Origin of the sequence: Commensalibacter sp. M0133, from assembly GCF_016101485.1 — a bacterium.
Taxonomy (GTDB): Bacteria; Pseudomonadota; Alphaproteobacteria; order Acetobacterales; family Acetobacteraceae; genus Commensalibacter; species Commensalibacter melissae.
In genome coordinates this window covers 17,685-40,286 of the sequence record NZ_JACFQI010000006.1, presented here as the reverse complement: position 1 = coordinate 40,286, position 22,602 = coordinate 17,685, and the positions used below count along the sequence as shown (strand labels likewise).

25 protein-coding genes and 2 tRNA genes are annotated in these 22,602 nt (G+C 38.7%); 13 read left to right on the top strand and 14 right to left on the bottom strand.

The genetic code is table 11. The annotated features are described in order from the left end of the window. Positions 1–21 precede the first annotated feature (21 nt). The 3 genes from ychF to H3T46_RS08510 are packed head-to-tail and all read right to left on the bottom strand — an operon-like array spanning position 22 to position 2,363. Complete coding sequence (ychF, locus tag H3T46_RS08520) at positions 22–1,116, bottom strand: redox-regulated ATPase YchF (protein WP_198198240.1); 1,095 nt, start codon at positions 1,114–1,116, stop codon at positions 22–24. A gap of 7 nt (positions 1,117–1,123) precedes the next feature. Then, positions 1,124–1,696 (bottom strand): aminoacyl-tRNA hydrolase, encoded by a 573-nt coding sequence (pth, locus tag H3T46_RS08515; protein ID WP_155564923.1) that lies wholly within the window; start codon positions 1,694–1,696, stop codon positions 1,124–1,126. Positions 1,697–1,715: 19 nt separating this feature from the next. Beyond that, on the bottom strand, positions 1,716–2,363 hold the full coding sequence (locus H3T46_RS08510) for a 50S ribosomal protein L25/general stress protein Ctc (RefSeq protein ID WP_255412384.1): 648 nt from the start codon (positions 2,361–2,363) through the stop codon (positions 1,716–1,718). Positions 2,364–2,567: 204 nt separating this feature from the next. Here H3T46_RS08510 and H3T46_RS08505 point away from each other — a divergent pair, with 204 nt between their 5' ends. Then, positions 2,568–4,715 (top strand): TonB-dependent siderophore receptor, encoded by a 2,148-nt coding sequence (locus H3T46_RS08505; protein ID WP_198198242.1) that lies wholly within the window; start codon positions 2,568–2,570, stop codon positions 4,713–4,715. Between the two features lie 42 nt (positions 4,716–4,757). Beyond that, positions 4,758–5,702, top strand: coding sequence for an alpha/beta hydrolase (locus H3T46_RS08500; RefSeq protein WP_198198244.1), 945 nt, complete (start codon positions 4,758–4,760; stop codon positions 5,700–5,702). A 53-nt stretch (positions 5,703–5,755) separates the two neighbouring features. Here the strand turns inward: H3T46_RS08500 and H3T46_RS08495 are convergent, their stop codons facing one another. From H3T46_RS08495 to rfaD, 7 genes are all read right to left on the bottom strand, one after another. After that, positions 5,756–6,370 carry a histidine phosphatase family protein gene (locus H3T46_RS08495; RefSeq protein WP_110439574.1) on the bottom strand — a complete coding sequence of 205 codons (615 nt, stop codon included), beginning with the start codon at positions 6,368–6,370 and terminating at the stop codon, positions 5,756–5,758. A 21-nt stretch (positions 6,371–6,391) separates the two neighbouring features. Beyond that, positions 6,392–7,327, bottom strand: a complete 936-nt coding sequence (locus H3T46_RS08490) for a ribose-phosphate pyrophosphokinase (RefSeq protein WP_110439573.1) — start codon at positions 7,325–7,327, stop codon at positions 6,392–6,394. A 55-nt stretch (positions 7,328–7,382) separates the two neighbouring features. Continuing rightward, positions 7,383–8,357 (bottom strand): hypothetical protein, encoded by a 975-nt coding sequence (locus H3T46_RS08485; protein ID WP_155568806.1) that lies wholly within the window; start codon positions 8,355–8,357, stop codon positions 7,383–7,385. A 23-nt stretch (positions 8,358–8,380) separates the two neighbouring features. Then, positions 8,381–9,148, bottom strand: coding sequence for a peptidoglycan editing factor PgeF (pgeF, locus tag H3T46_RS08480; RefSeq protein ID WP_198198246.1), 768 nt, complete (start codon positions 9,146–9,148; stop codon positions 8,381–8,383). A gap of 63 nt (positions 9,149–9,211) precedes the next feature. After that, positions 9,212–10,225, bottom strand: a complete 1,014-nt coding sequence (locus H3T46_RS08475) for a class I SAM-dependent methyltransferase (RefSeq protein WP_198198248.1) — start codon at positions 10,223–10,225, stop codon at positions 9,212–9,214. 8 nt (positions 10,226–10,233) lie between these two features. Next, entirely contained in the window at positions 10,234–11,061 is an 828-nt protein-coding gene (lgt, locus tag H3T46_RS08470) for a prolipoprotein diacylglyceryl transferase (protein WP_155564916.1), read from the bottom strand. A 30-nt stretch (positions 11,062–11,091) separates the two neighbouring features. Further along, positions 11,092–12,075: an ADP-glyceromanno-heptose 6-epimerase gene (gene rfaD, locus H3T46_RS08465; RefSeq protein ID WP_155579992.1), complete on the bottom strand. Its 984-nt coding sequence runs from the start codon at positions 12,073–12,075 to the stop codon at positions 11,092–11,094. A gap of 118 nt (positions 12,076–12,193) precedes the next feature. Here rfaD and H3T46_RS08460 point away from each other — a divergent pair, with 118 nt between their 5' ends. The 8 genes from H3T46_RS08460 to H3T46_RS09055 all read left to right on the top strand — a co-directional run bounded on the left by H3T46_RS08460 (position 12,194) and on the right by H3T46_RS09055 (position 16,362). Continuing rightward, a complete protein-coding gene (locus H3T46_RS08460) occupies positions 12,194–12,463 on the top strand; it encodes an accessory factor UbiK family protein (protein WP_110439567.1) in 270 nt (89 codons plus the stop codon). Between the two features lie 69 nt (positions 12,464–12,532). After that, positions 12,533–12,865, top strand: a complete 333-nt coding sequence (locus H3T46_RS08455) for a tRNA-binding protein (protein WP_198198250.1) — start codon at positions 12,533–12,535, stop codon at positions 12,863–12,865. A gap of 81 nt (positions 12,866–12,946) precedes the next feature. Continuing rightward, positions 12,947–13,843 carry an arginase family protein gene (locus H3T46_RS08450; protein WP_198198252.1) on the top strand — a complete coding sequence of 299 codons (897 nt, stop codon included), beginning with the start codon at positions 12,947–12,949 and terminating at the stop codon, positions 13,841–13,843. 166 nt (positions 13,844–14,009) lie between these two features. Continuing rightward, entirely contained in the window at positions 14,010–14,807 is a 798-nt protein-coding gene (gene proC, locus H3T46_RS08445; protein ID WP_198198254.1) for a pyrroline-5-carboxylate reductase, read from the top strand. 26 nt (positions 14,808–14,833) lie between these two features. Further along, positions 14,834–15,478 carry a TetR/AcrR family transcriptional regulator gene (locus H3T46_RS08440; RefSeq protein WP_155567611.1) on the top strand — a complete coding sequence of 215 codons (645 nt, stop codon included), beginning with the start codon at positions 14,834–14,836 and terminating at the stop codon, positions 15,476–15,478. Positions 15,479–15,550: 72 nt separating this feature from the next. Further along, a tRNA-Gln gene (locus H3T46_RS08435) sits at positions 15,551–15,625 on the top strand. A gap of 91 nt (positions 15,626–15,716) precedes the next feature. Beyond that, positions 15,717–16,124 (top strand): YgjP-like metallopeptidase domain-containing protein, encoded by a 408-nt coding sequence (locus H3T46_RS09060; RefSeq protein ID WP_198198277.1) that lies wholly within the window; start codon positions 15,717–15,719, stop codon positions 16,122–16,124. Position 16,125: 1 nt separating this feature from the next. Then, positions 16,126–16,362: a M48 family metallopeptidase gene (locus H3T46_RS09055; protein WP_155568799.1), complete on the top strand. Its 237-nt coding sequence runs from the start codon at positions 16,126–16,128 to the stop codon at positions 16,360–16,362. A 49-nt stretch (positions 16,363–16,411) separates the two neighbouring features. Here H3T46_RS09055 and H3T46_RS08420 read toward each other — a convergent pair whose 3' ends face one another. Further along, positions 16,412–16,969 (bottom strand): DUF4385 domain-containing protein, encoded by a 558-nt coding sequence (locus tag H3T46_RS08420; RefSeq protein ID WP_155568798.1) that lies wholly within the window; start codon positions 16,967–16,969, stop codon positions 16,412–16,414. Positions 16,970–17,118: 149 nt separating this feature from the next. Between H3T46_RS08420 and H3T46_RS08415 the strand changes: the two genes are divergently transcribed. Further along, entirely contained in the window at positions 17,119–18,018 is a 900-nt protein-coding gene (locus tag H3T46_RS08415; protein ID WP_155568797.1) for a D-hexose-6-phosphate mutarotase, read from the top strand. A 289-nt stretch (positions 18,019–18,307) separates the two neighbouring features. On the opposite strand, the gene H3T46_RS08410 is transcribed toward H3T46_RS08415, so the two are convergent. Further along, positions 18,308–18,383, bottom strand: a tRNA-Asn gene (locus H3T46_RS08410). 94 nt (positions 18,384–18,477) lie between these two features. Here H3T46_RS08410 and H3T46_RS08405 point away from each other — a divergent pair. Next, positions 18,478–19,521 (top strand): ABC transporter substrate-binding protein, encoded by a 1,044-nt coding sequence (locus tag H3T46_RS08405; protein WP_198198259.1) that lies wholly within the window; start codon positions 18,478–18,480, stop codon positions 19,519–19,521. A gap of 40 nt (positions 19,522–19,561) precedes the next feature. Here H3T46_RS08405 and H3T46_RS08400 read toward each other — a convergent pair whose 3' ends face one another. Further along, positions 19,562–20,554 carry a ferritin-like domain-containing protein gene (locus H3T46_RS08400; protein ID WP_198198261.1) on the bottom strand — a complete coding sequence of 331 codons (993 nt, stop codon included), beginning with the start codon at positions 20,552–20,554 and terminating at the stop codon, positions 19,562–19,564. 43 nt (positions 20,555–20,597) lie between these two features. Beyond that, entirely contained in the window at positions 20,598–21,242 is a 645-nt protein-coding gene (locus H3T46_RS08395; RefSeq protein WP_110439590.1) for an ATP-dependent Clp protease proteolytic subunit, read from the bottom strand. A gap of 323 nt (positions 21,243–21,565) precedes the next feature. Here H3T46_RS08395 and H3T46_RS08390 point away from each other — a divergent pair, with 323 nt between their 5' ends. Then, on the top strand, positions 21,566–22,579 hold the full coding sequence (locus H3T46_RS08390) for a hypothetical protein (protein WP_198198263.1): 1,014 nt from the start codon (positions 21,566–21,568) through the stop codon (positions 22,577–22,579). Positions 22,580–22,602 lie beyond the last annotated feature (23 nt).

Here is a 22,602-nt window from a genome sequence, read left to right as displayed (position 1 = left end):
AAACAAATAAATTATTGCAGATTATACATTAAATCTGAACAATAAAATATCTCCATCATGAACGATATAGTCTTTTCCTTCAATTCGAACTTTACCGGCCTCTTTTGCTCCAGCTTCCCCCTTATATTTAACATAATCATCATAAGCGATCGTTTCACAGGCAATAAATCCCCGTTCAAAGTCATTGTGAATAACTGCCGCCGCTTGCGGGGCCTTGGTTCCTTCTGAAATTGTCCAAGCACGGGTTTCTTTTGGACCACATGTAAAATAGGTAATCAGATTTAACAATCTGTATCCTGCAGCAATAACACGATCGAGACCACTATTTTCCAAGCCCAGACCCGATAAAAATTCTGTCTGATCCTCTTTACCCAACTGACTGACCTCTGCCTCGATATCAGCAGAAACAATAACGACTTCAGCCCCCTGTTTTCTTGCCATTTCAATAACCTGCCGAGAATACCCATTTCCAGTTGCGGCGGCTTCTTCGTTAACATTACACACATATAAAACAGGTTTGCTCGTTAGAAGCTGTAATCGGGCAATGGCCTTCTCCTCGCCAACAGGAATGACATCCCTAACCGGCTTACCATCCTGCAGGGCCTTGATCAAAGGTTCAATTAATTCAAGAGTGGCCTGAGCCTCTTTATCATTTCCTCTGGCTTTTTTCTGTAAAGCAACCGTTCTTTTTTCTAAACTTTCCAAATCTGCAATCATCAACTCTGTCTCGATAATTTCAGCATCCCGAATAGGATTCACAGACCCTTCAACATGCGTGATATCATCGTTTTCAAAACAACGCAGAACATGGATAATTGCATCAACCTCTCGGATATTCGCCAAAAACTGGTTTCCGAGCCCTTCTCCACGTGAAGCTCCCTTAACCAGGCCTGCAATATCAACAAATTCCAAGCTTGTGGGAATAATTCTTTGAGAATGCGTAATTTCTGATAAAATAGTCAAACGCGGGTCGGGGACAGCAACCCGTCCAACATTGGGTTCAATGGTGCAAAATGGATAATTCGCCGATTGAGCGGCAACCGTTGCCGTTAACGCATTAAATAATGTTGATTTTCCAACATTAGGCAGTCCAACAATACCACAATTAAACCCCATATCTTTTTTATCCTTTTAACAATAAAGCCACTTTGGATAGATAAGCGTCCATTTTTCGTTCAGTTAACAATGATGCCTTTTCCGCAACTGCATCAATAAATGGATCAAGCCATTCCCTATCCTGTTTTGAAAAATCTCCCAAGACATAACGTACAACTTGAGATCTGTCTTCTGGATGCCCTATTCCCAAGCGCACACGCCAATAGTCCTGACTGCCAAGCATTTTATCCGTAGAACGCAAACCATTATGACCAGCCGCCCCTCCCCCTTTTTTAATCCGTATCTTGGCAGGGACCAAATCCATTTCATCATGAAATACAAAAAGGTTATCAAGTGGAATTTTATAAAAAGCGATACAAGGCTGAATACTTTCACCAGAAAGATTCATATAGGTCATAGGTTTTAGTAAAAGGATTTTTTCACCCTTTATAATACCTTCGGCAATTTCGCCCTTAAACCGCTTACGCCATGGAGAAAATCCATGACGTTCAGCAATTCGATCTATCGCCATAAAACCGATATTATGACGATTTGCCTGCATCCCAGGCTCGGGATTTCCAAGCCCAGCCCACAGTAACATGATCTATTCTTTCGTTAAACTATTCTTCAGTAGAAACTTCGGCCGTTTTTTCTTCAGATGTTTCTTCCGAGGTTTCTTCACTTGTTTCAACTGCAACGGTTGGCGGCGCAATAGTTGCAATTACAAAATCTTCTTCATGCTGATTTGTATGCGTAACTTTATCCGCGCCTTTTAAATCAGACCAACGAATATTATCGTGAATATCCAATTTGGAAAGATCGGCAATAAAGGCTTCTGGAATATGTTCAACGTCACAGTTTACTTCAACAGAATGTTGAACGATATTTACAACACCGCCACGTTTTACACCAGGGGCGATTTCTTCACCTTCAAAAGTGACCGGAATTTCAACGCGAATATGCTGACCAGCAACCATACGTTGGAAATCCACATGTAATGGTCGATCGGTTACGGGATGTAATTGCACGGCACGCATCAAGGCAACTGTTCTCTTATCATCAACCATCAATTGATACAGTTGAGAGCGCCATCCTGATTTTCCCAATTCACGCATAACAAGACGCGGATCAAGGGCAATCATGGCTGGTTCTGATTTGCCACCATATACAACAGCAGGAACCAGTCCCTCACGACGGGTTGCGCGCGCTGCCCCCTTACCAGCCTTCGCACGCATCGATACTTTTAATTCAACAAAATTTCTTGCCACGTTATAACTCCTAGTAAATAAGGCAAAACTGAAACATCAACCTCCAGGGGTGTTGATGCACTATCCTCTTTACCTAATAAACTGGAAAAGTGCAAATATCTTTCTAAATTAATTGAAGATTTTAAGTAAAATACAAATTGATTTTCTTTCTTGTTGAAAATAATAATTACAATCATTCTCAAATTATGCAAGAAAATCTGATCTATGCGATTTAATTATTTTACCGTAACATTCTCTTTATTAATCGTTTCTACAACAATTTTTGCAGACCCAATAGCCTATTCCAAGGAAGATCAAGAAAACAAGGATAATGAAAAAATAACCGTCGTTGGCAAACGTAATTACAATCCATTCGTTGAAACCAATTCTGATGTTGCTACCAAGACAAACAGTCCATTAAGAAAAGTTCCCCAATCCATTACCATCATCACCCGCAAACAGATGGATGACCAAAATGCCAGGACCGTTTCGGATGCACTTGCATATAGTGCGGGTATTTCTGCAGGAAGTCGGCCAGGCGGACGGTTTGATAGTATCTATTTAAGAGGGTTTGGAGGATTTGGGGGAAATGCCAATTATGTCCAGTTCCTTGATGGTCTTCGTCTTTTACGTGGCATGTCATATGCCGTTCCTTCCTTTGATGAATATTTAATGCAAAGCGTTGAAGTCCTGCGCGGACCCGCCTCCGTACTTTATGGACAGGCCAGCCCAGGCGGTTTTGTAAATATGACCATGAAACAAGCACGTCCCGTAGACTCTTATGAAATGAGGGCAAGTGGTGCCTCCTTTAATTATGGAGACATTATGGGTGATGCTGGCGGTTCTTTAAACAAAGACAAGACACTTTCCTATAGGGTAACAGCTGTGGGACGGTATGGAGATACACAGGTTGATTTTGCCAAGGAACGCCATATCGCCATTATGCCCCAGATCAGTTGGCAAGCCACTGATGATACTTCTGTATCCATGCGTTTCTTATATCAGTATGATCCAAATAGCCTTTATGGTATCGCACTTCCCGCGTCAGGTACAGTTCTGCCAAATCGACATGGAAAGATTTCAACACATCTTAACACCAGTGAACCTGGTTTTGATCAGTATCATCGTTCTCAATATATGTTTGAATACAATCTAACCCATGATTTTACGGATTTTATTCAATTCAATCAGAAGTTCAGATACCTGCATCTTGATTCAGATTTCCGATCCATTTCTATCAAGGGACTTGCCAGTGATCAGGCAACTGTATCAAGAATGGCGACAATATCAAATGAACATTTGAACAGTTATAATATCGACAGTAACCTTCAGTTTCATGTTGATACAGGGAATGTAAAACATATACTGATTACAGGAATTGATTATCTGCTTGCAGATTCCAAACGTGCCTTGGGCAATACGGCCATTCCAAGCCTTGATTTGTTCAATCCTGTTTATGGCGCACGTTTTACACCCCTAATCACTTCATACGGAACACAATCCCAGAACCAGTTGGGTGTTTACATTCAAGATCAAGCAAATTATAGAAACTGGTCGTTTATTATGGGTGGGCGATATGACTGGGTCGGCACCTCGACCAATTTCAAATATGGCGGAAAATCAGCCTCTAATTTTGATCGAGCTGTAACCTATCGCGGCGGTATCGTTTACAATTTTCAAAATGGAATTTCACCCTATTTCTCCTATTCCACCTCTTTCATGCCTACACCCGGGACAACCTTTGCAGGTAAGGCTTTTAAACCTACTAAGGGAGATCAATATGAAGTCGGGATCAAATACCAGCCTAATAACAATATCATGGTGACAGGTTCTGCCTATACCATTTCACAAGAGAATGTAACCACAACCGATCCGGAACATACAACCTACAATATTCAGACAGGCAGAACACGATCCCGCGGCTTTGAATTGGAAGCTCGTGCAATATTATTGCCGGGACTGAATCTTATCGCCAGCTATGCCTACAATGATATCCAGATCCGTGCTGACACAAATAAAAATAATATCGGTAACCGCCCATTGGGAGCTCCTGCCAATCTGGTTTCTGGATGGATAACATATGATCTGCAACAGGGGATGTTCAAGGGTGTTGGAATTGGCGGTGGCATTCGTTACAATGGTTATACATTCGGGGATAATGCCAACAGTTTTAAGGTCCCAAGCTTTGTCATTGGTGATATGCAGGTACATTATGACCTTAAAAACAGCTTTCCCACAATTAACAGCACCTTATTACAGCTGAATATAACCAATATTGCTGATAAAAAATATGTTGTTGCTTGCGCATCAAAAGTTAACTGTTTTTATGGAACACGTCGCGTTATAATGGGACAGGTAAGAGCACAATGGTAATATGTTCTTTTCATTATCAAATAATATAATGGATATAATCTTATGATACGCCTCTGGTTCTATCTGACACTAGTCTGTCTGAATTTCCTGTTATTCAGTCCGGTAAAGGCAATTAACAGTAATTCTCCCCTTGCTGGCCTTTCCACCGAACCCTTAACAATCAACGATACTATTACTTTTAACCTGCAAAATAAAAAGACATCACAAATTTATAAGATTTTTGCCTCTATTCCAAAAGAACCACCCCCAGAAGATGGTTATCCAATCATTTATATCACAGATGCCAACAGTATTTTTGACACGGTTCGGGAAACAATAAGATCCTATGAAAAGCGTCCGGATAACATCCATAAAAATCATGCTGTTCTTGTTGGAATTGGCTATCCTCCAGATCAAAATATTCTTAAATTGCGAACTTATGATTTAACACCACCGCAAAATACCTTGATCCCCATTTTATACAAAACTGGAGGGGCTGATTATTTTTATCATTTCATCCAAGATGATCTGAAACCCCTACTGGATAAACATCTTAAAATTAATCACCATAAACAAGCCATCTTCGGTCACTCTTTTGGTGGATTATTTACAATATATAATCTTATCTATCATCCAGATTCCTATCAGATTTATATAGCCGCAAGTCCTTCTTTATGGCTTGATCCAAGCATTATTGACAAGCATACCCAATCTTTTAAATCCAGTCTTGACGTTCATAAACTACATCCCACCCTATCCCTATCCGTTGGAGAGTATGAACAGAAATTTCCTGATTATTGGCAATCAATTCCTCAAGTCGCAAAAATAAAACAACAGCTTCTTAGAAAACAGCAAGTTTCTCGTATTCTGGCAGCTTGTGAAACATTTAAAAAAATAGATGATCTTTCAACAACATGCACAGAATTTGAAAATGAAGATCATCAAAGTGTAATTCCCGCGTCAATCGGGCGAGCCGTTGCAATCATCTTTCGATCATTTGCACAATAAATACCCTATCTAGGAAAGAGAAAAATTGCATCACCCTTTCCAGTCCAACTCTATCAGGCTTCCAGAGAAACAGGATCCAAAGACCAGGACTTACCTCCCTGAAAGGGAGGACAAGCACATAAAGGTTGTGCATTGGCCAATCTTACATTAGGTTTTAATCCCATCATATAACGCAAGGAACGGAAAACACCTCCATGCGCAATAATCAAAACATGACCATCACCAGCTTTCAGTATAGAACGGTTTACAGCGTCGCTAATCCTTTTACATAAAACATGAAAAGGCTCGGCACCTTTTGGCGTAAATTCACCTGAAATCCATTTGTCATACCATGGTCCCATAGGTTTTTGCTCCTCTTCACCAAAACACACCTCCTTGAGCCCATCATCCAATTCCAATGGTAATTGGACACCAACTTTGTCATGAATGATTGATTTCACAATATCTGCTGTACGTCTTGCCCTTCCAAGAGGTGAACTTATAATCTGAGTAATGGATAATTCTAAATTGTTCCAGTTTCTAGCCAACGCATTCCCTGCGGTTATGGCCTGTTTAATGCCGGTATTATTCAAAGGTATATCTGTTCTACCCTGAGACAGATTTGATACATTCCAATCTGTTTGCCCATGACGAAGATACCAGTAGGGTCGATGCAGTAAAGGAGACATAATGATATACCTTTCAAATAATTAATCAAATAAAGAAGAAACGGAGCTTTCATCCGCTACGGCACGAATGGCCCGACCAATCAAATTATTCAAACTAATCTGACGAATTTTACGAACGGAACGCACTGCATCTGTCATTTTGATACTGTCGGTGATGACTAACTCTCCAATAACGGAATCTTCAACACGTTGTGCGGCACTGCCGGATAAAACCCCATGGGTCACATATGCGTCAATTCCAGTTGCCCCCGCATCCATCAAAGCTTGTGCCGCATTACAAAGTGAACCGCCACTATCGATAATGTCATCGACCAATAGACAGTGACGTCCCTTAACGCGACCAATAACATTCATAACCTCGGAAACACCGGCACGCTCACGTCTCTTATCAATAATTGCCAAATCAACATCAAGTCTTTTTGCTAATTGACGCGCTCTTACAACTCCGCCAACGTCAGGAGAAACAACCATTAAATTCGATTTACCAGCATGTTTATGTTTAATATCACGTGTGAATAGAGGTGCCGCATATAAATTATCTACAGGAATATCAAAAAAACCCTGAATCTGTCCTGCATGCAAATCGAGTGTTAAAATACGATTCGCTCCTGCTTCAACCAAAAGATTGGCAACAAGCTTCGCGCTTATGGGCGTTCTTGGACCCGATTTGCGATCTTGCCGGGCATAGCCAAAATAGGGCATAACAGCTGTAATTCGTCGTGCAGACCCTCTACGCAGGGCATCCAACATAATCAATAATTCCATAAGATTATCATTGGTTGGATAACTCGTGCTTTGTACAGCAAAGATATCTTCACCCCTTACATTTTCGTAGATTTCCACAAAAACTTCTTTGTCCGAAAAACGTTGTACGGACGCATCACATAAAGGCATTTTCAACTCTGCCGCAATCGCCTCTGCCAATGGACGGTTACTATTCCCTGCAATAATTTTCATCAACGAACTCCAACACACAGAACCAGTTAAAACGATCTATACCATAAAAAACATATTATTTATGTTGCATCTGAATATTTTTCAATTCTGGTGCATTAGAAGAAGCGGACTCTTTTGCATTATTTGCAGGCAAAGGCTGATTATCACGACCAGAATAATTAGTGATGACCTGCCTAACCCCACCAGCAGCCTCTTCTCCAACCGCAGAGCCAATATCACCCCAATAGTGATCAAGACGATGCGCAGGAACATCATTGATTTGTGAAACTTTACCCGCCTCTTTTCCCTTATTATCGGTCACCCGCCAAATAATTTCAACATGTTGTACCGGATTACCACGTGTCCCCTGCGCACCATCTGTTACACTTACATGACAATCCACAGTATAATCTGCCTGGTCAGGTTTATATTGAATAGCATTTGCCTTGTCTGCAAACGAAATAGCAAATTGCTGAGCAATAATTTTATTTCCGTCTCCAGGAGCCCCAAAAACACCCTTGAAATAAATTTTGGCTGCCCGATGTTTTAAACTATGTGGATCAGCCGCCATCTGCCGAGCTTGTAATCCTGTCAATACCTGATTGATTATTGGCGCAGATTGTTCTGAAACATCATGAAAAATGCTTTGCTGTCCACTTATCCAATCCTTTTTTGAAACGGGCATTCCTTTTCTCACCGCTTCGACTTTTCCATTAGGGGCAATAATTGTAAAAGAAGGAATAATCATATCTTCTTCTGATCTCACCTTGGTCAATAAAATCCAGTCCCCCTTTTGAGCGGGTCGTGCAACTGCGGGAACCGTCTGTTCCAACATTGCCTTTGCCATTTCCTCGGCAAATCCCTGGGCGTTTTTATCATTTAACATTGAATTAGAAGGGGGTGGAACAATTAACCTTGACGGAGGAGGTGTCGTCAATGATGTGGTTTTGTTTTTTTCAAATGGATGTGGAACCTGGATGCAACCTATTAAAGATAAAACACCTAAAAAACTGAATCCAATCTTAAAAGACTTTAAACTTTTAAATTGCATCTTTATGATTTCCCTTACGAATATTAACGACAGGCAATTGTTGAAATTTGATGTCCAAACACCGCTTTCCGTTCCATGACACGTCTACGATTACTAAAAAAATGAGTGGTATCCATAAATGTATCCCTTCCTGTTATAGCCGCAATACCCACATGTTTACGTCTTAACCGGTTAACACAATAACGACCCAAATCAAACAAATAATATCCTTCACGAACGGGGGTAAAAAAAACTCTTCCATCTGGATCCTGTCTCAAAACCTCATTACGCATGTCTTCCCGCACTTCATAATGTGTCACGGCAATACAGGGTCCTACAACAGCAATGATATCCTGTCTATCCGCACCCAAAGCCTCCATTTGATCCACGACATTTTCTAAAATTCCACATGCTGCGCCCCGCCAGCCTGCATGGGCTGCCCCAACAATATCACCAGTTTTTGTACTAAATAATACAGGGGCACAGTCAGCTGTAACAACACTAATAGCAATATCAGGATCGGTCGTCACGGCTCCATCCCCCTCAACAGGTATACAATTCGATTTTGTAATCCATAAAACTTTATTGCTGTGAATTTGTAACCCTCCCCACAAATAATTCGGGGATACCTTCATATACTTAGCAACAATTTTACGGTTCTCCATAATTAAATGAGGGTTATCACCTGATTTCAAACCACAATTTAACGAAGTATATTCTCCTTGAGAAACCCCACCTATTCTTGTAAAAAAACCATGCCGAACAATATTCGACAATAAGGAATGCTGAATGGCCAATGGTTTACAGTTCATGAAATTTATAACCCTTTTAAATTAGCCTTGTTTTTGAAATATAAAAAAGTATAGTGTGTTTTCCTAAAAACCCGGTGGAGCACATAACTCAGCGTTACAAATTGCCATAACTTTAAACAAATCCCCCATTTCTGTAGGGTCAATCAAACGTTGTACAGAAGACCGAATTTCATTTCGTTGTTCTATCGGTACATGATCCAATAAGATTTTTTCCCTTATCAGTATGCCAAGCTGCTTTAAAAAAGCACCTTGTGTTTGTATCCCGTAAACAGTCACATTCTGTTTTTCTGCAATTTCTTTCAAGGAAGGAAAATCTATATGAGCGGTTAGATCAGCCTCTCCGGGCGGAACAAAAGGAGAGACTTTTTCTCGGTTTGCAATTGCCTGTAAACTGTCTCCCCAAACCTGGGAAGAATACCCATAATCAATAAATAAAGCCGCCCCCCCATAATGACAGATATGTGCTGAAACATATTGTACAATATCCTGTCCAGCTTCATTTACCTCTACAGTGTCACCAACCTTTATAGGGCGCTGGAATACAGGTGAAAAAGGCAATTGGAATATGGGTTTATGAAACATATTTCCTTGGGAAACATAATTCTCATCCCATTTTTTTCCGCCCCTGTAAATAAACTGACGAATAGGTAAAGCGTCAAGAAATTCATTCGCCACCATAATCAGGGGTAAAGTCGGGATATCATAAACAGAATCAAGCCATTGAATTTCAATTTCATAATTTTTCAATGTATTTTCTTGAATTTGACGTAAACGCGACGAGGTTTCAATCAGAAAAACCTTACAATATTGGCAGATATCAGGAGCCGAACGGAATAAAACTCTTAAAATATCCATCATGAGCGTCCCCCGGCCCGGCCCGGCCTCCACGATTGCCAATTTGTCTGGTTTGGACATGGACCGAATAACCGTAATGATCCAAACCGCGATCAATTCACCAAAAATCTGTGAAATTTCAGGTGCAGTAATAAAATCAGAAAATGGATCCCTTTTTTCATAATAGGCGGCATTTGCCTTTTCCATAAATTGATCCAATCGCATTTCTGGACAATTCTTCATTTCTGCCTTTACTTTTCAGAAACTGTCAAATTTTGCAATTTCGGCAATTGATAAGACTGCCAAATGAAATATATCCCGGCAATCGCCATTGGGATACATAAAATTTGCCCCATCGTCAAACCAAAAGCAAAGTAACCCAAAAAAGCATCTGGCTCACGAAACAACTCACAAACACTTCGTGCCATGGCATACCCCAATAGAAACACACCGGAAAGAAATCCTGGCCGCTCTCGAATGGCTTTACATTGAATCAAGCAAAGCATGATAAAAAATAGCAACACACCTTCTGAAAAACATTCATATAATTCAGATGGATGTCTTGCACCTTCAACACCGGGATAAATCATACGCCAGGGTAGCCAGTCCGGAGCTTCACGACCCACTAGCTCCCCATTAATAAAATTTGCCAATCTTCCAAATCCTAGTCCCATAGGCACTACGGTTGTGACACGATCAGAAAAACCAAGAAAACTTAAACGGTTATAACGGGTGAATATTATTAAGGCGAATATAACCCCCAAAGCACCACCATGAAAGGACATTCCTCCATGCCATACCTGAATGATCTGTAATGGATGCGTTAAATAATAAGCAGGCTGATAAAAGCAAACATATCCCAAACGTCCCCCCAAAATAACGCCCAACGTTGCCCAAGTTAAAAAATCATCAACTTGTGTAACAGTTGCAACCACGGGTTCCCTTTGAACCAATCGTCTTACCAAAAACCAACCGGCAAGCAATGCTGCTATATAAGCCATAGCGTACCAACGTATCGATAAGGGGCCGATATGCAACATAACAGGATCAAAATTAGGATAATACAAGGGAGATGACATAAAACCTGTCTTTCATTAAAAAATATGACTTTATAAATAAGGGTCTGGCCGTAAAAGATAACCCTGAATATATTTTGAAATACCTTCTTCCAATGAGGTAAATGCCCGTTGATATCCGGCAACTTTCAAACGTGTCATGTCAGCTTGGGTAAAATATTGATATTGTCCCTGCAAACTCTGGGGCATATCTATAAATTCAACCTCTCTTTTACAGCCAACCGCATCACAGACGGCATATGCCAAATCAAGATAGGTTCTAGCTTGTCCGGTACCACAATTATATATTCCATTTACATCGGGATTGTTTAAAAGCCATAAAATAATTTCAATAACATCCCCAACCCAAATAAAATCACGGGCCTGGGCACCGTCTGTCAAACCATCGCGATCAGACTTGAATAAACGGGGAACACCTCCCTTCTGAATATCATCAAATTTGACCTTTACAACTGAAATCATCTTGCCCTTGTGATATTCATTTGGTCCATATACATTAAAAAATTTTAATCCGGCCCATTGCGGGGGGACAGGTTGATGATTCCTAACCTGTTCCAATACAAATCGATCAAAAACCTGTTTGGACCACCCATACAAATTCAAGGGTTTTAAATCTGCAATATGGTTGGGTTCATCTGTAAATTCCTCCAGCTGATTGGCTCCCCCATAGGTTGCGGCAGATGAAGCATAAATAAATCTTACCTGATTCAAAGCGCACCAATGCCATAATTTTTTTGACAAATTGACATTGGTTTTCCAAACCAGATCCCCATCACGGGCCGTTGTTTCACTAATTGCACCCAAATGAATGACAGCCCTTATTACTTTGCGATGCTGCACCAGAAAATCATCAATATATTCAGGAAAAATTAAATCTGTTGGCACATGATTTGCAATATTGCGCCATTTTCCCTCATCCCCCAACCAGTCAATTACAACCGTCTTCTCTTTCAAATCATAGAGTCTGGCCTGTAAACAAGAACCGATAAACCCTGTTGCACCAGTGATAATAATCATATTGTTTTCATACACATAAATTATAAATTAAAAAAAACATGCTATATTATAACTTTGATAACGTATTAGATTAACTTATACTAATTTACTAATTTTGAAATAATAATAAGGAAAAATCATGCCTAATCCAAAAAAAATATTTGACGATGCCTCTCATGCTTCTGGCAGTGTATTTTCTGTTTTCAGTGGTATCAAGGAAGAGATTGCTGCCATTGTCAAGGGACGGGTTGATGAGGTTTTGTCAACCCTTCAACTGGTCAGACGTGATGAATTTGAAATTGTTACAGAAATTGCCAGCCGTACCCGTGCCGCTCAAGAAAAGTTAGAAGAACATGTCAAAAAACTTGAGGAAAAAATCACAGAATTAGAAAAAAAAGCAAATATTTAATCGTAAATATTTTAACAGGGGGATATTTCAAACCCCTTTTATATTGATCAATCCAGGGAAATTTTATTGATGGATTTAATAGAATGGAAAGATTTTGAAAAAATTTTAATGGTAACTGGAACTATTATAAAAATAGAAAAATTTCCTGAAGCCCGTAAACCCGCCTATAAAATATGGGTTGATTTTGGACACTATGGCAAGCTTAAAACAAGCGCTCGACTGGTTAAACTCTACCAGGCCGAGGATTTGATTCATAAACAAATTATAGGAATTATTAATTTTCCTGAAAAACAAATTGGTCCTTTTCGTTCGCAATTCTTACTAACAGGTTTTGAAACAGAAGATGGAATCGTTATTACAACCGTGGAACGTCCCGTGCCTAACGGTACAAAAATAACTTGAATTCTAGCTATCTTGTTGATCCATAATTCCTTTTTGCTCAATAATTTAATTCCATTGAATTTTCAGACAAGAAAAATAATTATGATTTATAAAACTGAACGTTGCAAAACCCTAAAACTTCTAATTCCAGAATGGCAAAGTAGAGATTATGACAGTCAACCCTCCGGCGAGATCTATCCCCTGGGCGCTCGTCTGTTAGCTTTCTTAGCTCCCCAAAATAATACATCCCCGATTGTTGAAGTTCCCATTGAACCTTATCATCAACAACAAAGAACCAGGGAAAATGGTGTTGTTTGGCAAGATGTCATTATTCATCAATTAAAAGCAACGCAAAAAATTATAGATGAACACGAACCTGATCGGATTATTACATTCGGCGGTACTTGTATTGTTAGCCAGGCGCCTTTTGCCTATCTCAATAGACATTATAACGGAAAAATAGGGTTGTTATGGATTGATTCCCATCCCGATATTTCCACCCCCAAACATTTTGATCGAGAACATGCAATGGTTTTGGGAAATTTATTGGGAAAAGGTGATCCATATCTTGCAAATGAAGTCAGATTACCTTTTAAAGCCAACCAGGTTTTAATCATTGGCATTCATAATTATAACAATGCCTATGAAAAAAAAATTGTACATGATTTAGGATTGCAAACCATTGCCAGTCCTGATCTTACCCCAGATAATCAAGCCATTTTGGCATGGATTAGAAAAAACAATTTTGAGCATCTTGCAATACATGTGGACGTTGATGTCCTTAATCCCCGATCTTTTTATTCGCAATTTTCAAATAATCCCATCTCACCACAAACCTTTAATAACGTAAAAGGAGAAATGACCATTCCCCAATTGAGCAAAATCATCCAGGATGTTTCCCTCGTAAAGAATATAGCCGGAATAACTTTTGCAGAACACATGCCTTGGGACGCACTTAACTTAAAAAAAATTATGGAACAATTTTCTTTCATGAAATAAAACATTAAAGTTTATACTAATTATTTAATACTAATTTTTGTTAAATACATATGGTTTTTCTGACAATGTACAAATATTTTTATTTGGACGTTTTTATGTTAGAATTCTTACAATCATATACAAAGAAACAATCCTATTTTATTCACTATTGATCGAGGAATTCATTATGTCATCACTTCCCTCCCTTTTAATGATTGGCTGCGGGCATATGGGGAAAGCCATGTTAAAAGGCTGGATAAAAAAAGGCTTGAATCATTCTTTCATTGTTAATCGACATGATTTCGATCTAGTTACTCCACATCGATTGACACATACTATTCAGGATGTTCCAAAAACGTTTCAACCAGAAGCTGTTGTACTTGCCGTCAAACCGGATCAAGCTGCCGAACTTATCCCCCATTTAAAACCATGGTGTAAAAATATACCTGTTATTTCCGTTCTTGGCGGGAAAACGCTTGCCTGGTTACAACAACAATTCGGAGATCATCAGTCTATTATCAGAGTTATGCCTAATACCCCTTCAGAATTAGGATTAGGTATGACCAGCATGATTGCCAACTCCCAAACGCAATCGGATCAAAAACAAATTGCAGAACGATTGTTTAATGCTATTGGTAAAACCGCATGGCTTGATACAGAACAGGAAATTGACATCGCCACAGCAATTGCTGGATGTGGGCCCGCCTATATATTCCTATTAGCGGAATTATTGCAAAAGATAGGACAAGAGAAAGGATTGTCAGAAGACCTGGCACGTCTTTTAGCCAGACAAACCGTAATTGGCTCTGCCGCATTATTGAATCATTCCCGGGAAGAGGCGGAAACACTAAGAAAAAATGTTGCGACCCCTAACGGGATAACAGAACAAGCTGTTAATGTTCTAATTCAACCCGATGCATGGCCCCATATTCTTTCTAAGGCCCTACAGGCAGCTGCAGATCGTTCCAGGGCTTTATCTTCATAAAATAACAAAAGCAATATAGGAGATTGATGATGTCTGATGAAGAAATACGCCACCGTATTTTAAAAAATTCCATGGATCTGGCGGCAGAACAAGGATGGAACGCCATGTCATTAAGTGACGCGGCACGACGCTGTAATGTTTCGCTTGATATGGCACGAAAATTATTCCCTTGCAAATCCTCCCTTTTACTTTATCTGAACCGTCTCGCCGATCAGGCTGCATTGAAACAATCCTACCAGCATCAACCCGTTCCTGAATATTTATTCGATCTTTTTATGGAACGGTTTGATACGTTCCAACAATATCGACAAGGATTGATTTCTGCAATTCATTCCTTACCCCTTAACCCTCCATTAGCATTTCTTCTACAGATAGCCATTCAAAACAGTATGAAATGGCTAGCTGAAGCAGCGGAAATCAACACAAGCGGCCTACGTGGAATTGCTTGTATAAAGGGACTGACAGCCATTTGGGCGCTAAATATGCGTATCTGGTTAAAAGATGAAAGCTCAGATTTATCCCAAACCATGGCTTCATTAGATAAAAGCTTTAAAAAAGCTGGAAAATTTGCTCGTTATTGTGTTCAAAGAACTGTAACAGATCAAAATGGAAAAAAGAAGAATCAAGTGGATACTTCCTATTATTCAGATAAAGATGGAAACCAACAATAAATTTTAAAATTTTTTTTATTTTTCCTCTTTACGAAACCTAATAACTCCTTTAAAAGATGCTTTAACAAACCTTGGGGTGTAGCCAAGCGGTAAGGCAGCGGATTTTGATTCCGCCATGCGGAGGTTCGAATCCTCCCACCCCAGCCATCTTGTATTATGATATAATTGTCCCCTTCAAAATCTGTTTTATTTTGGATTATCCTGTCAAACATTTTGATTTTTCTTGTAAAAATCAAAAATTAACTGTCAGCTTCATTTAACTCATAATAGGAACAGAATTACCCTTGAAATCACTACAGATAAAATTATCAAAATAAAGGCTCATCCATCTGTTTCCCATCAGCGTGTTCATGAAATTCTGGATTATCATAAGAACTGGATTTTCTCCAATCCTATATTTCAAGAATCCCATTACCAGTATATCAATCATGAAAAACATCTTTATTTAGGATGCCTTTATCCTTTAAAAATTCTTAAAATAACCAATCAGGCACAAACTATCCAGTTAATTGATCATCATATTGCAATAACAGTTCGAGAGAATTTTCCGTCAAGAATCTATAGAATGCTTCAAAACTGGTATAAATTTGAGGCTTTAAAGGTTTTTTCTGAACGTCTTTCCCTTTTAAAATCAAGAATTTGTTGAATTGATTGGCAAAATAAACCACCTTTGTTACGAATTGAAAAATCAATGGGGTAGTTATAATCAAAAAAATAATGTGATCATTACCTTAACTCAACATCTAATCAAGGCAAATCCCGCCGCCATTGATTATGTTATCCTCCATGAGCTGTGCCATACAGCTGAATTTAACCACAGTAAAAATTTACCAAATAGTTACCATGATTATGCCAAATTGAAAAATATTGGCATACCTACTTAAAACAAAATGGTTATATTCTTGGAAAAGAGCAAAAAACCTTTATAATACCTTAATTATTGACCGCTGTTTTTGAAACTTTTTTTACAAAATTCTCTTTCAAACTTTTATATTTTAAATGTTCTCTTGCCTGTTTCCATTTCTGTTTAAAAACTGATGCCGCTTTTGCCTTAATCGGATCCTCAAAACCTTTGGGTAACTCCTGTCTACCATGAGATCCACTCAAACCCTTTTTATCTTTGGGAACAAATCCATTATATTTTTTGCCACCTTTATGATTAGCGTAACGTCGGGCACGCGTATAACCCATCTGCAGAAATTTACGCGCCATATCAGCCCCAACAAAATCTTCTTGTTTCAAATACTGCAAAAATAATTGATATATCCTTTCACTGCTTTCCCTTGCCTTTTCAACAGTCGCAAATTGCCAATACGGCAATATTTCTGACTTGTATGGCTCGACCAGCAATACTCCTTGCTCTCCCTTGCCAATGCGATAATATTCAGGATGTTTACGAAAATCTATTTTTCCAAAATTCAAGGAGTAATCAAAACTGGACAAAACGACACGATTTTTACAACATGGAATCAAATCACTTCTTTTGTTCATTTATTCCACCCAAATTCTGCATCATCAAAAAACAACCATTATATGTTTTGGCTTATAGATTTATTAGGACTATAAACCTAAATTGTCTTATTTGTTTTTTTATAGCAAGTAGGTTATTTTAATCATCAATATTATTTCAATGGAAGAAAATGAAAATTGAAAAAATTCAATATGGTCCCTATGAAGCCTTACGTTTACATTTTTTAGACAGATTTCTTGATTATATTCCTAAAAGAGCCCAGATCATACGTTATGGATCTCTTAAAAAGCCGGATATTTTATGGGGAAATTCAAAGGCTACCTATCAGGATGGCAAAGCCATAAGAAGTGGCATCCCGTTATGCTGGCCCTGGTTCGGTCATCTTAAAGCCAATCCTTCAATAGTCCAAAATATGCATAGCCTAACTCATCCCGCATTATCGCATGGCTTTGCACGTTGCATTGAATGGAAAAATCATCAGCTTGATGCATCAAAATCAGGGGTCATTATCATTAATAGTCTACAAACCTCACCAACATTAACTCCTGAATGGCCACATGAAACGGAATTGAAATTCATTATATGTTTTAATGAGATTTTAAGCATACAACTTCATATTGAAAACAAGAGTAACCAGGATATTGCCATAACTCAGGCTTTACATAACTATTTCCATGTCAGTGATATCCGTAATATCCATATTCATGGATTGGAAAATCTAACCTATACAGAACAAAATGCATTGGGTCAGCAGAAATCAGGCATACAAAAATTCTTTCACCATTTAACTGGTCCCGTTGATCGAATTTACAGTGATGTTCCCTCTGAAATAACTATTATTGATCCTATATGGAAAAGAAACATTATCATCCGAGCTCCTTTCTCACATTCTGCCGTGTTATGGACACCTTGGAAAGAACAAGCCAAAACCTTAGATCAATTTCCTGCATCATTATGGAATCAAGTGATGTGCCTTGAGGTTGGAACACTATTGAATCAAATGCAAATTATTAAACCCAAGACAAAAGACATGATAGAAATGTCTATACATGTTACAGAGCACCAATAACTTTCAATGATTCAATAAATGGGTATATATTTTAAATTTATGGTCTTCATTTAACATCCATATATATCCATTAATGAATAATACAAATTCATGCCCACTGCATTCAATAACCCAATGATACTATTTAATAATAGTATCATTATTAATTATCGGCTAACTTTTAAACAGATTTGACAATTGACTCTGCTACAAATTATTAACATCAAGAACAATAGCCAATTTTACAAGAATGATATTTATTAGGTGATATAATTTATCAACTTATTTTTTGCACATCTTTTAAATTAGATGGCTCCCGAAGTAGGACTCGAACCTACGACCGAGCGATTAACAGTCGCTTGCTCTACCAACTGAGCTATTCGGGATCATTTGGTAGACTTTGTATACCTAATTTAAAATTAATGGTAAAGTGTTTTTTTATATAAAATCCAATTTTTTTCATTTTCTAGAATTTGCTCTATGACCCCTTTTTCAAATAAAACAAAAAAATCTTTTAATCGCCGTAATTTACTGATTGGACTAGGGGCAATAGGCTCTTTAACAGGAATGGGATTATATCATTCCATTAACAAACATGATCCCGAGATAATGCCTCAGGATATCTCACCACAAATGATTCGTATTGCATACCTAAAGAATGAAGAAAACCAGCTTCTCACCATTGCCCAGACAAAAGGTTTTCTGAAACATTACAAAATAAACCTTGATCCCATTGCCAATATTAAAAATAAAACCCAGATTTTCGATCTACTCAAGACCAATCAGTGTGATGCGGCTATTTTATCCATTCTGGACTGGCTGCCACAACTTCTTAAATCCCGCTCTGAAGGTGGAAAATTAATGATTGGTTTAAATGGTGGGGATTTTCGGTTATTGGTTACACATAAACAAAAAATCCAAAGATTGATGGATTTGGCAAATCTATCCATTGGAATTCAACCTCATTCCGAAAAAGAAAAACTGTTCTTTTCTATTCTTCTAAGACGTAAAGGTATAAATCCGGATTTGAATGTTAAATGGGTTGAACTGGAAAAAGATGAATTACTTCCCGCTCTTTTATCAGGTCAAATACAGGCATTAATTGGTTCTGACCCTTTTATCTGGCGAATTCTTCATCTTAACAATAAAAAATTGTTCCAACTTGCCGGGAGCCAGACAGGTAGCTGGAGTCAAAGAATCAATTATGTTTTGGGAATCTCAAATCATTTTCAACAATCCAATCCACTCGCACTCAAATATCTTGCCACAGCAATTCGAAATGCCTCCGTATGGCAATCACAGCATATTCAGGAAGCCAGTCAAATCCTAACTGATGAATGGCAGAAAATGAGACCTGAAGAAATATTAAAAATGTTTTTGAATGAAAACAGAAATATGGCCATAATAAATGATAACTTATGGGAGCAGGTTGCCCAATATATCGATGAATTCAAACTTTTGGGTCAAGTCCCCAACAGCCTGAAATCGGGTCATATCGCCAAGCAGTTTTGTGTAACACTTTAATGCCTCCTTAAAATAATGAGGCATTAACCCAGACCAACGTTTAGCCAACCAATTGTTTATTAAGCAGCTTTTTAGGAAGAAGCCAAAGAGCCATTTTTGTCAAAAAAGGTGCTGTTTCTGGACGTAATAAACGACGGTCATAACCAGAAAAACGACGATCATCTTCTGAAAGACATAAGCGAAGAAAATCAGCAAGGGTCGTTTTTTCATTACCCAGCTCAGCAACTCCGTTAATCGTGAAATTATTATCTTGGAAATGCTCTTCCCCCTCTGCATCCATCGTTTTAATCAAACCGATCCGTTCGTAAACCAAAAATGCATGAACAGCGATAACTTTTAGTTCAAACAAGACACGTTTTATCCAGGGCAAATTCGCACGATGCCAAGCCAACCAGTTTGCAAATAGAAGGATATGGCGACATTCTTCCTGCATAACAGGCTCAAAGGTTTCAATCAGTTCTTTCGTGAAAAATCCAGACTTTTCTGCGATTGCAAACAAACCGAAGGCATAAAAACTATCCCAACATTCACTAAATCCTGTTACCAAATAGGCCCATTCCGGATCTTTTGGGACCGAATAAGGGGACTCTGATGCAAGGGGGATACCATAAAACCTGACCAAATCAGAAAGAACTTCCTTATGACGATTTTCCTCCCAAGCATTCCGTGCAATGGCATCAGCCCATTCTGGATCCACAATTTCTTTGACATAGGCAGCCATCCTCAAACGGGCCTTGCCCTCTGTCTGCACAGCGATATCCCAAATAGGCAAAGATTTTAAACGATCAATTTCCTGATCGGTAAGCTTTGGCCAGTCCATAAAAGTTGGTCTGTAAGGATTAAAAGTCTCACGGAACATCTGACATACCATTTGCCTATGTTCTTTACTACCGATTTTAATCGAGCCTGGAATATTACTCATCCAATGGCGCACTCGATAATTCATCTCCTCGAGCTCTTTATCTGATTTTGGCTGAGGCAAGGTATGTAAATCTTCAGGTAATTGCGTATAAATTGCTTCCAAGTCAGACATTTCCAAATCGACTCCTTACTTTTAAAATCATTAATTTTTTAAATCATTTTAGTTCTGATAATTTATGGATGATACGGTTAACAAGCCCATATTTGATGGCTTCCTGGGCAGACATCCAATAATTTCTATCGGTATCTTTGGCAATTTTATCATAAGAATGTCCAGTCTCTTTTGCAAAAATTGCATTCAAACGTTCACGCATTTTTATAATTTCCCTGGCCTCGATATCAATGTCCGTCGCCGGTCCTCTGACCCCACCCATTGGCTGATGCAATAAGAAACGTGTATTGGCTAAACAGAAACGTCGTTCTTTACGTCCTGCGGCATAAATCAGGGCCCCTGCCGATGCGACCCATCCTGTACCAATCATGTTAATCGGTGCATGGCTGTCCACAAAACGGATCATATCATGAATTGTATCACCACTTTCCACATGACCGCCAGGCGAATTGACATAAATATTGATCGGCTTAGACGACTCATAAGCCAGGGCCAACAAACGCCCGCTTATTTCCCTTGCAAGCTTGTCATTCACTTCACCAAAAATTAGAATTGTACGTTCTTTGAAAAGTTTATTTTCCAATTCATTATTTGCACCAGCCTCAGGAAAATTTTTATCCTCCTTTTTCTCTTCATCATCTGGATCACTATCACTGAAATGTTTTTGTCCACCATCTGAAAGCTGCATAAGCTTCACCAATATCTTCCTTCAAATTATCTTTTCAAAAAAACAATTTTTATTTTATTTACTCTATTTTTTATACACCCTACATTGATAAATGAAAATTTTTTTTATTCACTGATCAGTTTTTTATATATGCCTGTAAAATTATCATTTTTACAACAACACGTATTATGATCTGCAATTTATCTTATAAATCAGGGGGAAAAGATTATTTCTCTATATTATGGAAACAAAATAGCGTATTAAGAAAAAACCTATAAACACTATAAAATTCATCAAATATGTTTTTATTTTATAAATTAAGGGTATAGAAGGGTATAGATAGAGTGTCTTCCATCCAGCAGCCAATTTTACGATATTTCTTATTTTTCAATCTCTTCTGTCTGGGGGGATGCTCCCAATCTGTGTTTATTAAAGCCCCCGTAAACGCATATCATGATATAGAAGGCGGCATTGTATCTCAACCTAGGCTGCCTGTTCCGGGAAATGATCAGAAATATCCCTATGTAGGGTTGACACCAACAGCCTCCCCTCCTCTGCCCTCCCAAGATTTACGTAATGCAATCACAGATTCTCTCTCACAGGATAGAAATGAGACACAGTGGCAGAATGTAAAAAACCCAATTATTATTCCTGATATTCCTCCATTACCTGCACAGCAGAATAACCCACCTGCAAAATCGTCCGTTCAAACCAAATCTGTCAATAATCAACCTGGTCAGAACACCAACATGCAACCTGCGGAAAATCTCGCATCCTCTGCGAATTTTGATGCGGCAGGAGAACCACCTCAACCAAACCAGAACTCGAATATTCACAACACGATCAATCAAAAAGAAAAATCGGTTAAACCAGTCGAGCCTGTCGAATCCCATAAAACCGAACCCGTGATTATGCCAGAACTTAGGGCAAGAATTGATGAACAAAATGTTGTAATTCCCTCTATTCCCGTCAATCCTCCCCCTCCATCCCACTTCCCTGATTTTGATGTCCCACCGGACATCAACCTTCCCCCTCCACCCCATCCTTCAGGTTTATCCTTTAAGGAACCAACAGGAACGCTTATACGTTTTCCGATTGATTCCGACACGCCTTATGCCAAACAAGAAGATATAATAAATAATATTGCCTGGCAAAGAAAAGGCAGAACTGTTTTTGTTCACGGATATGGTGACACAACCTCTCTTGATCCCGATGCACAAACTGCGGCGGTTTCACTTGCCTTGCTACGTGCAAAAACAGTTGCAAAATTATTAATCGCCCATAATGTACCAGAATCCGCTATTGTAATCCGGGCCTATGCGTTTGGACACGGCGTTCGGATTCGTATGGACAATTAGTATTTTCTTTTTTAATTTTAATT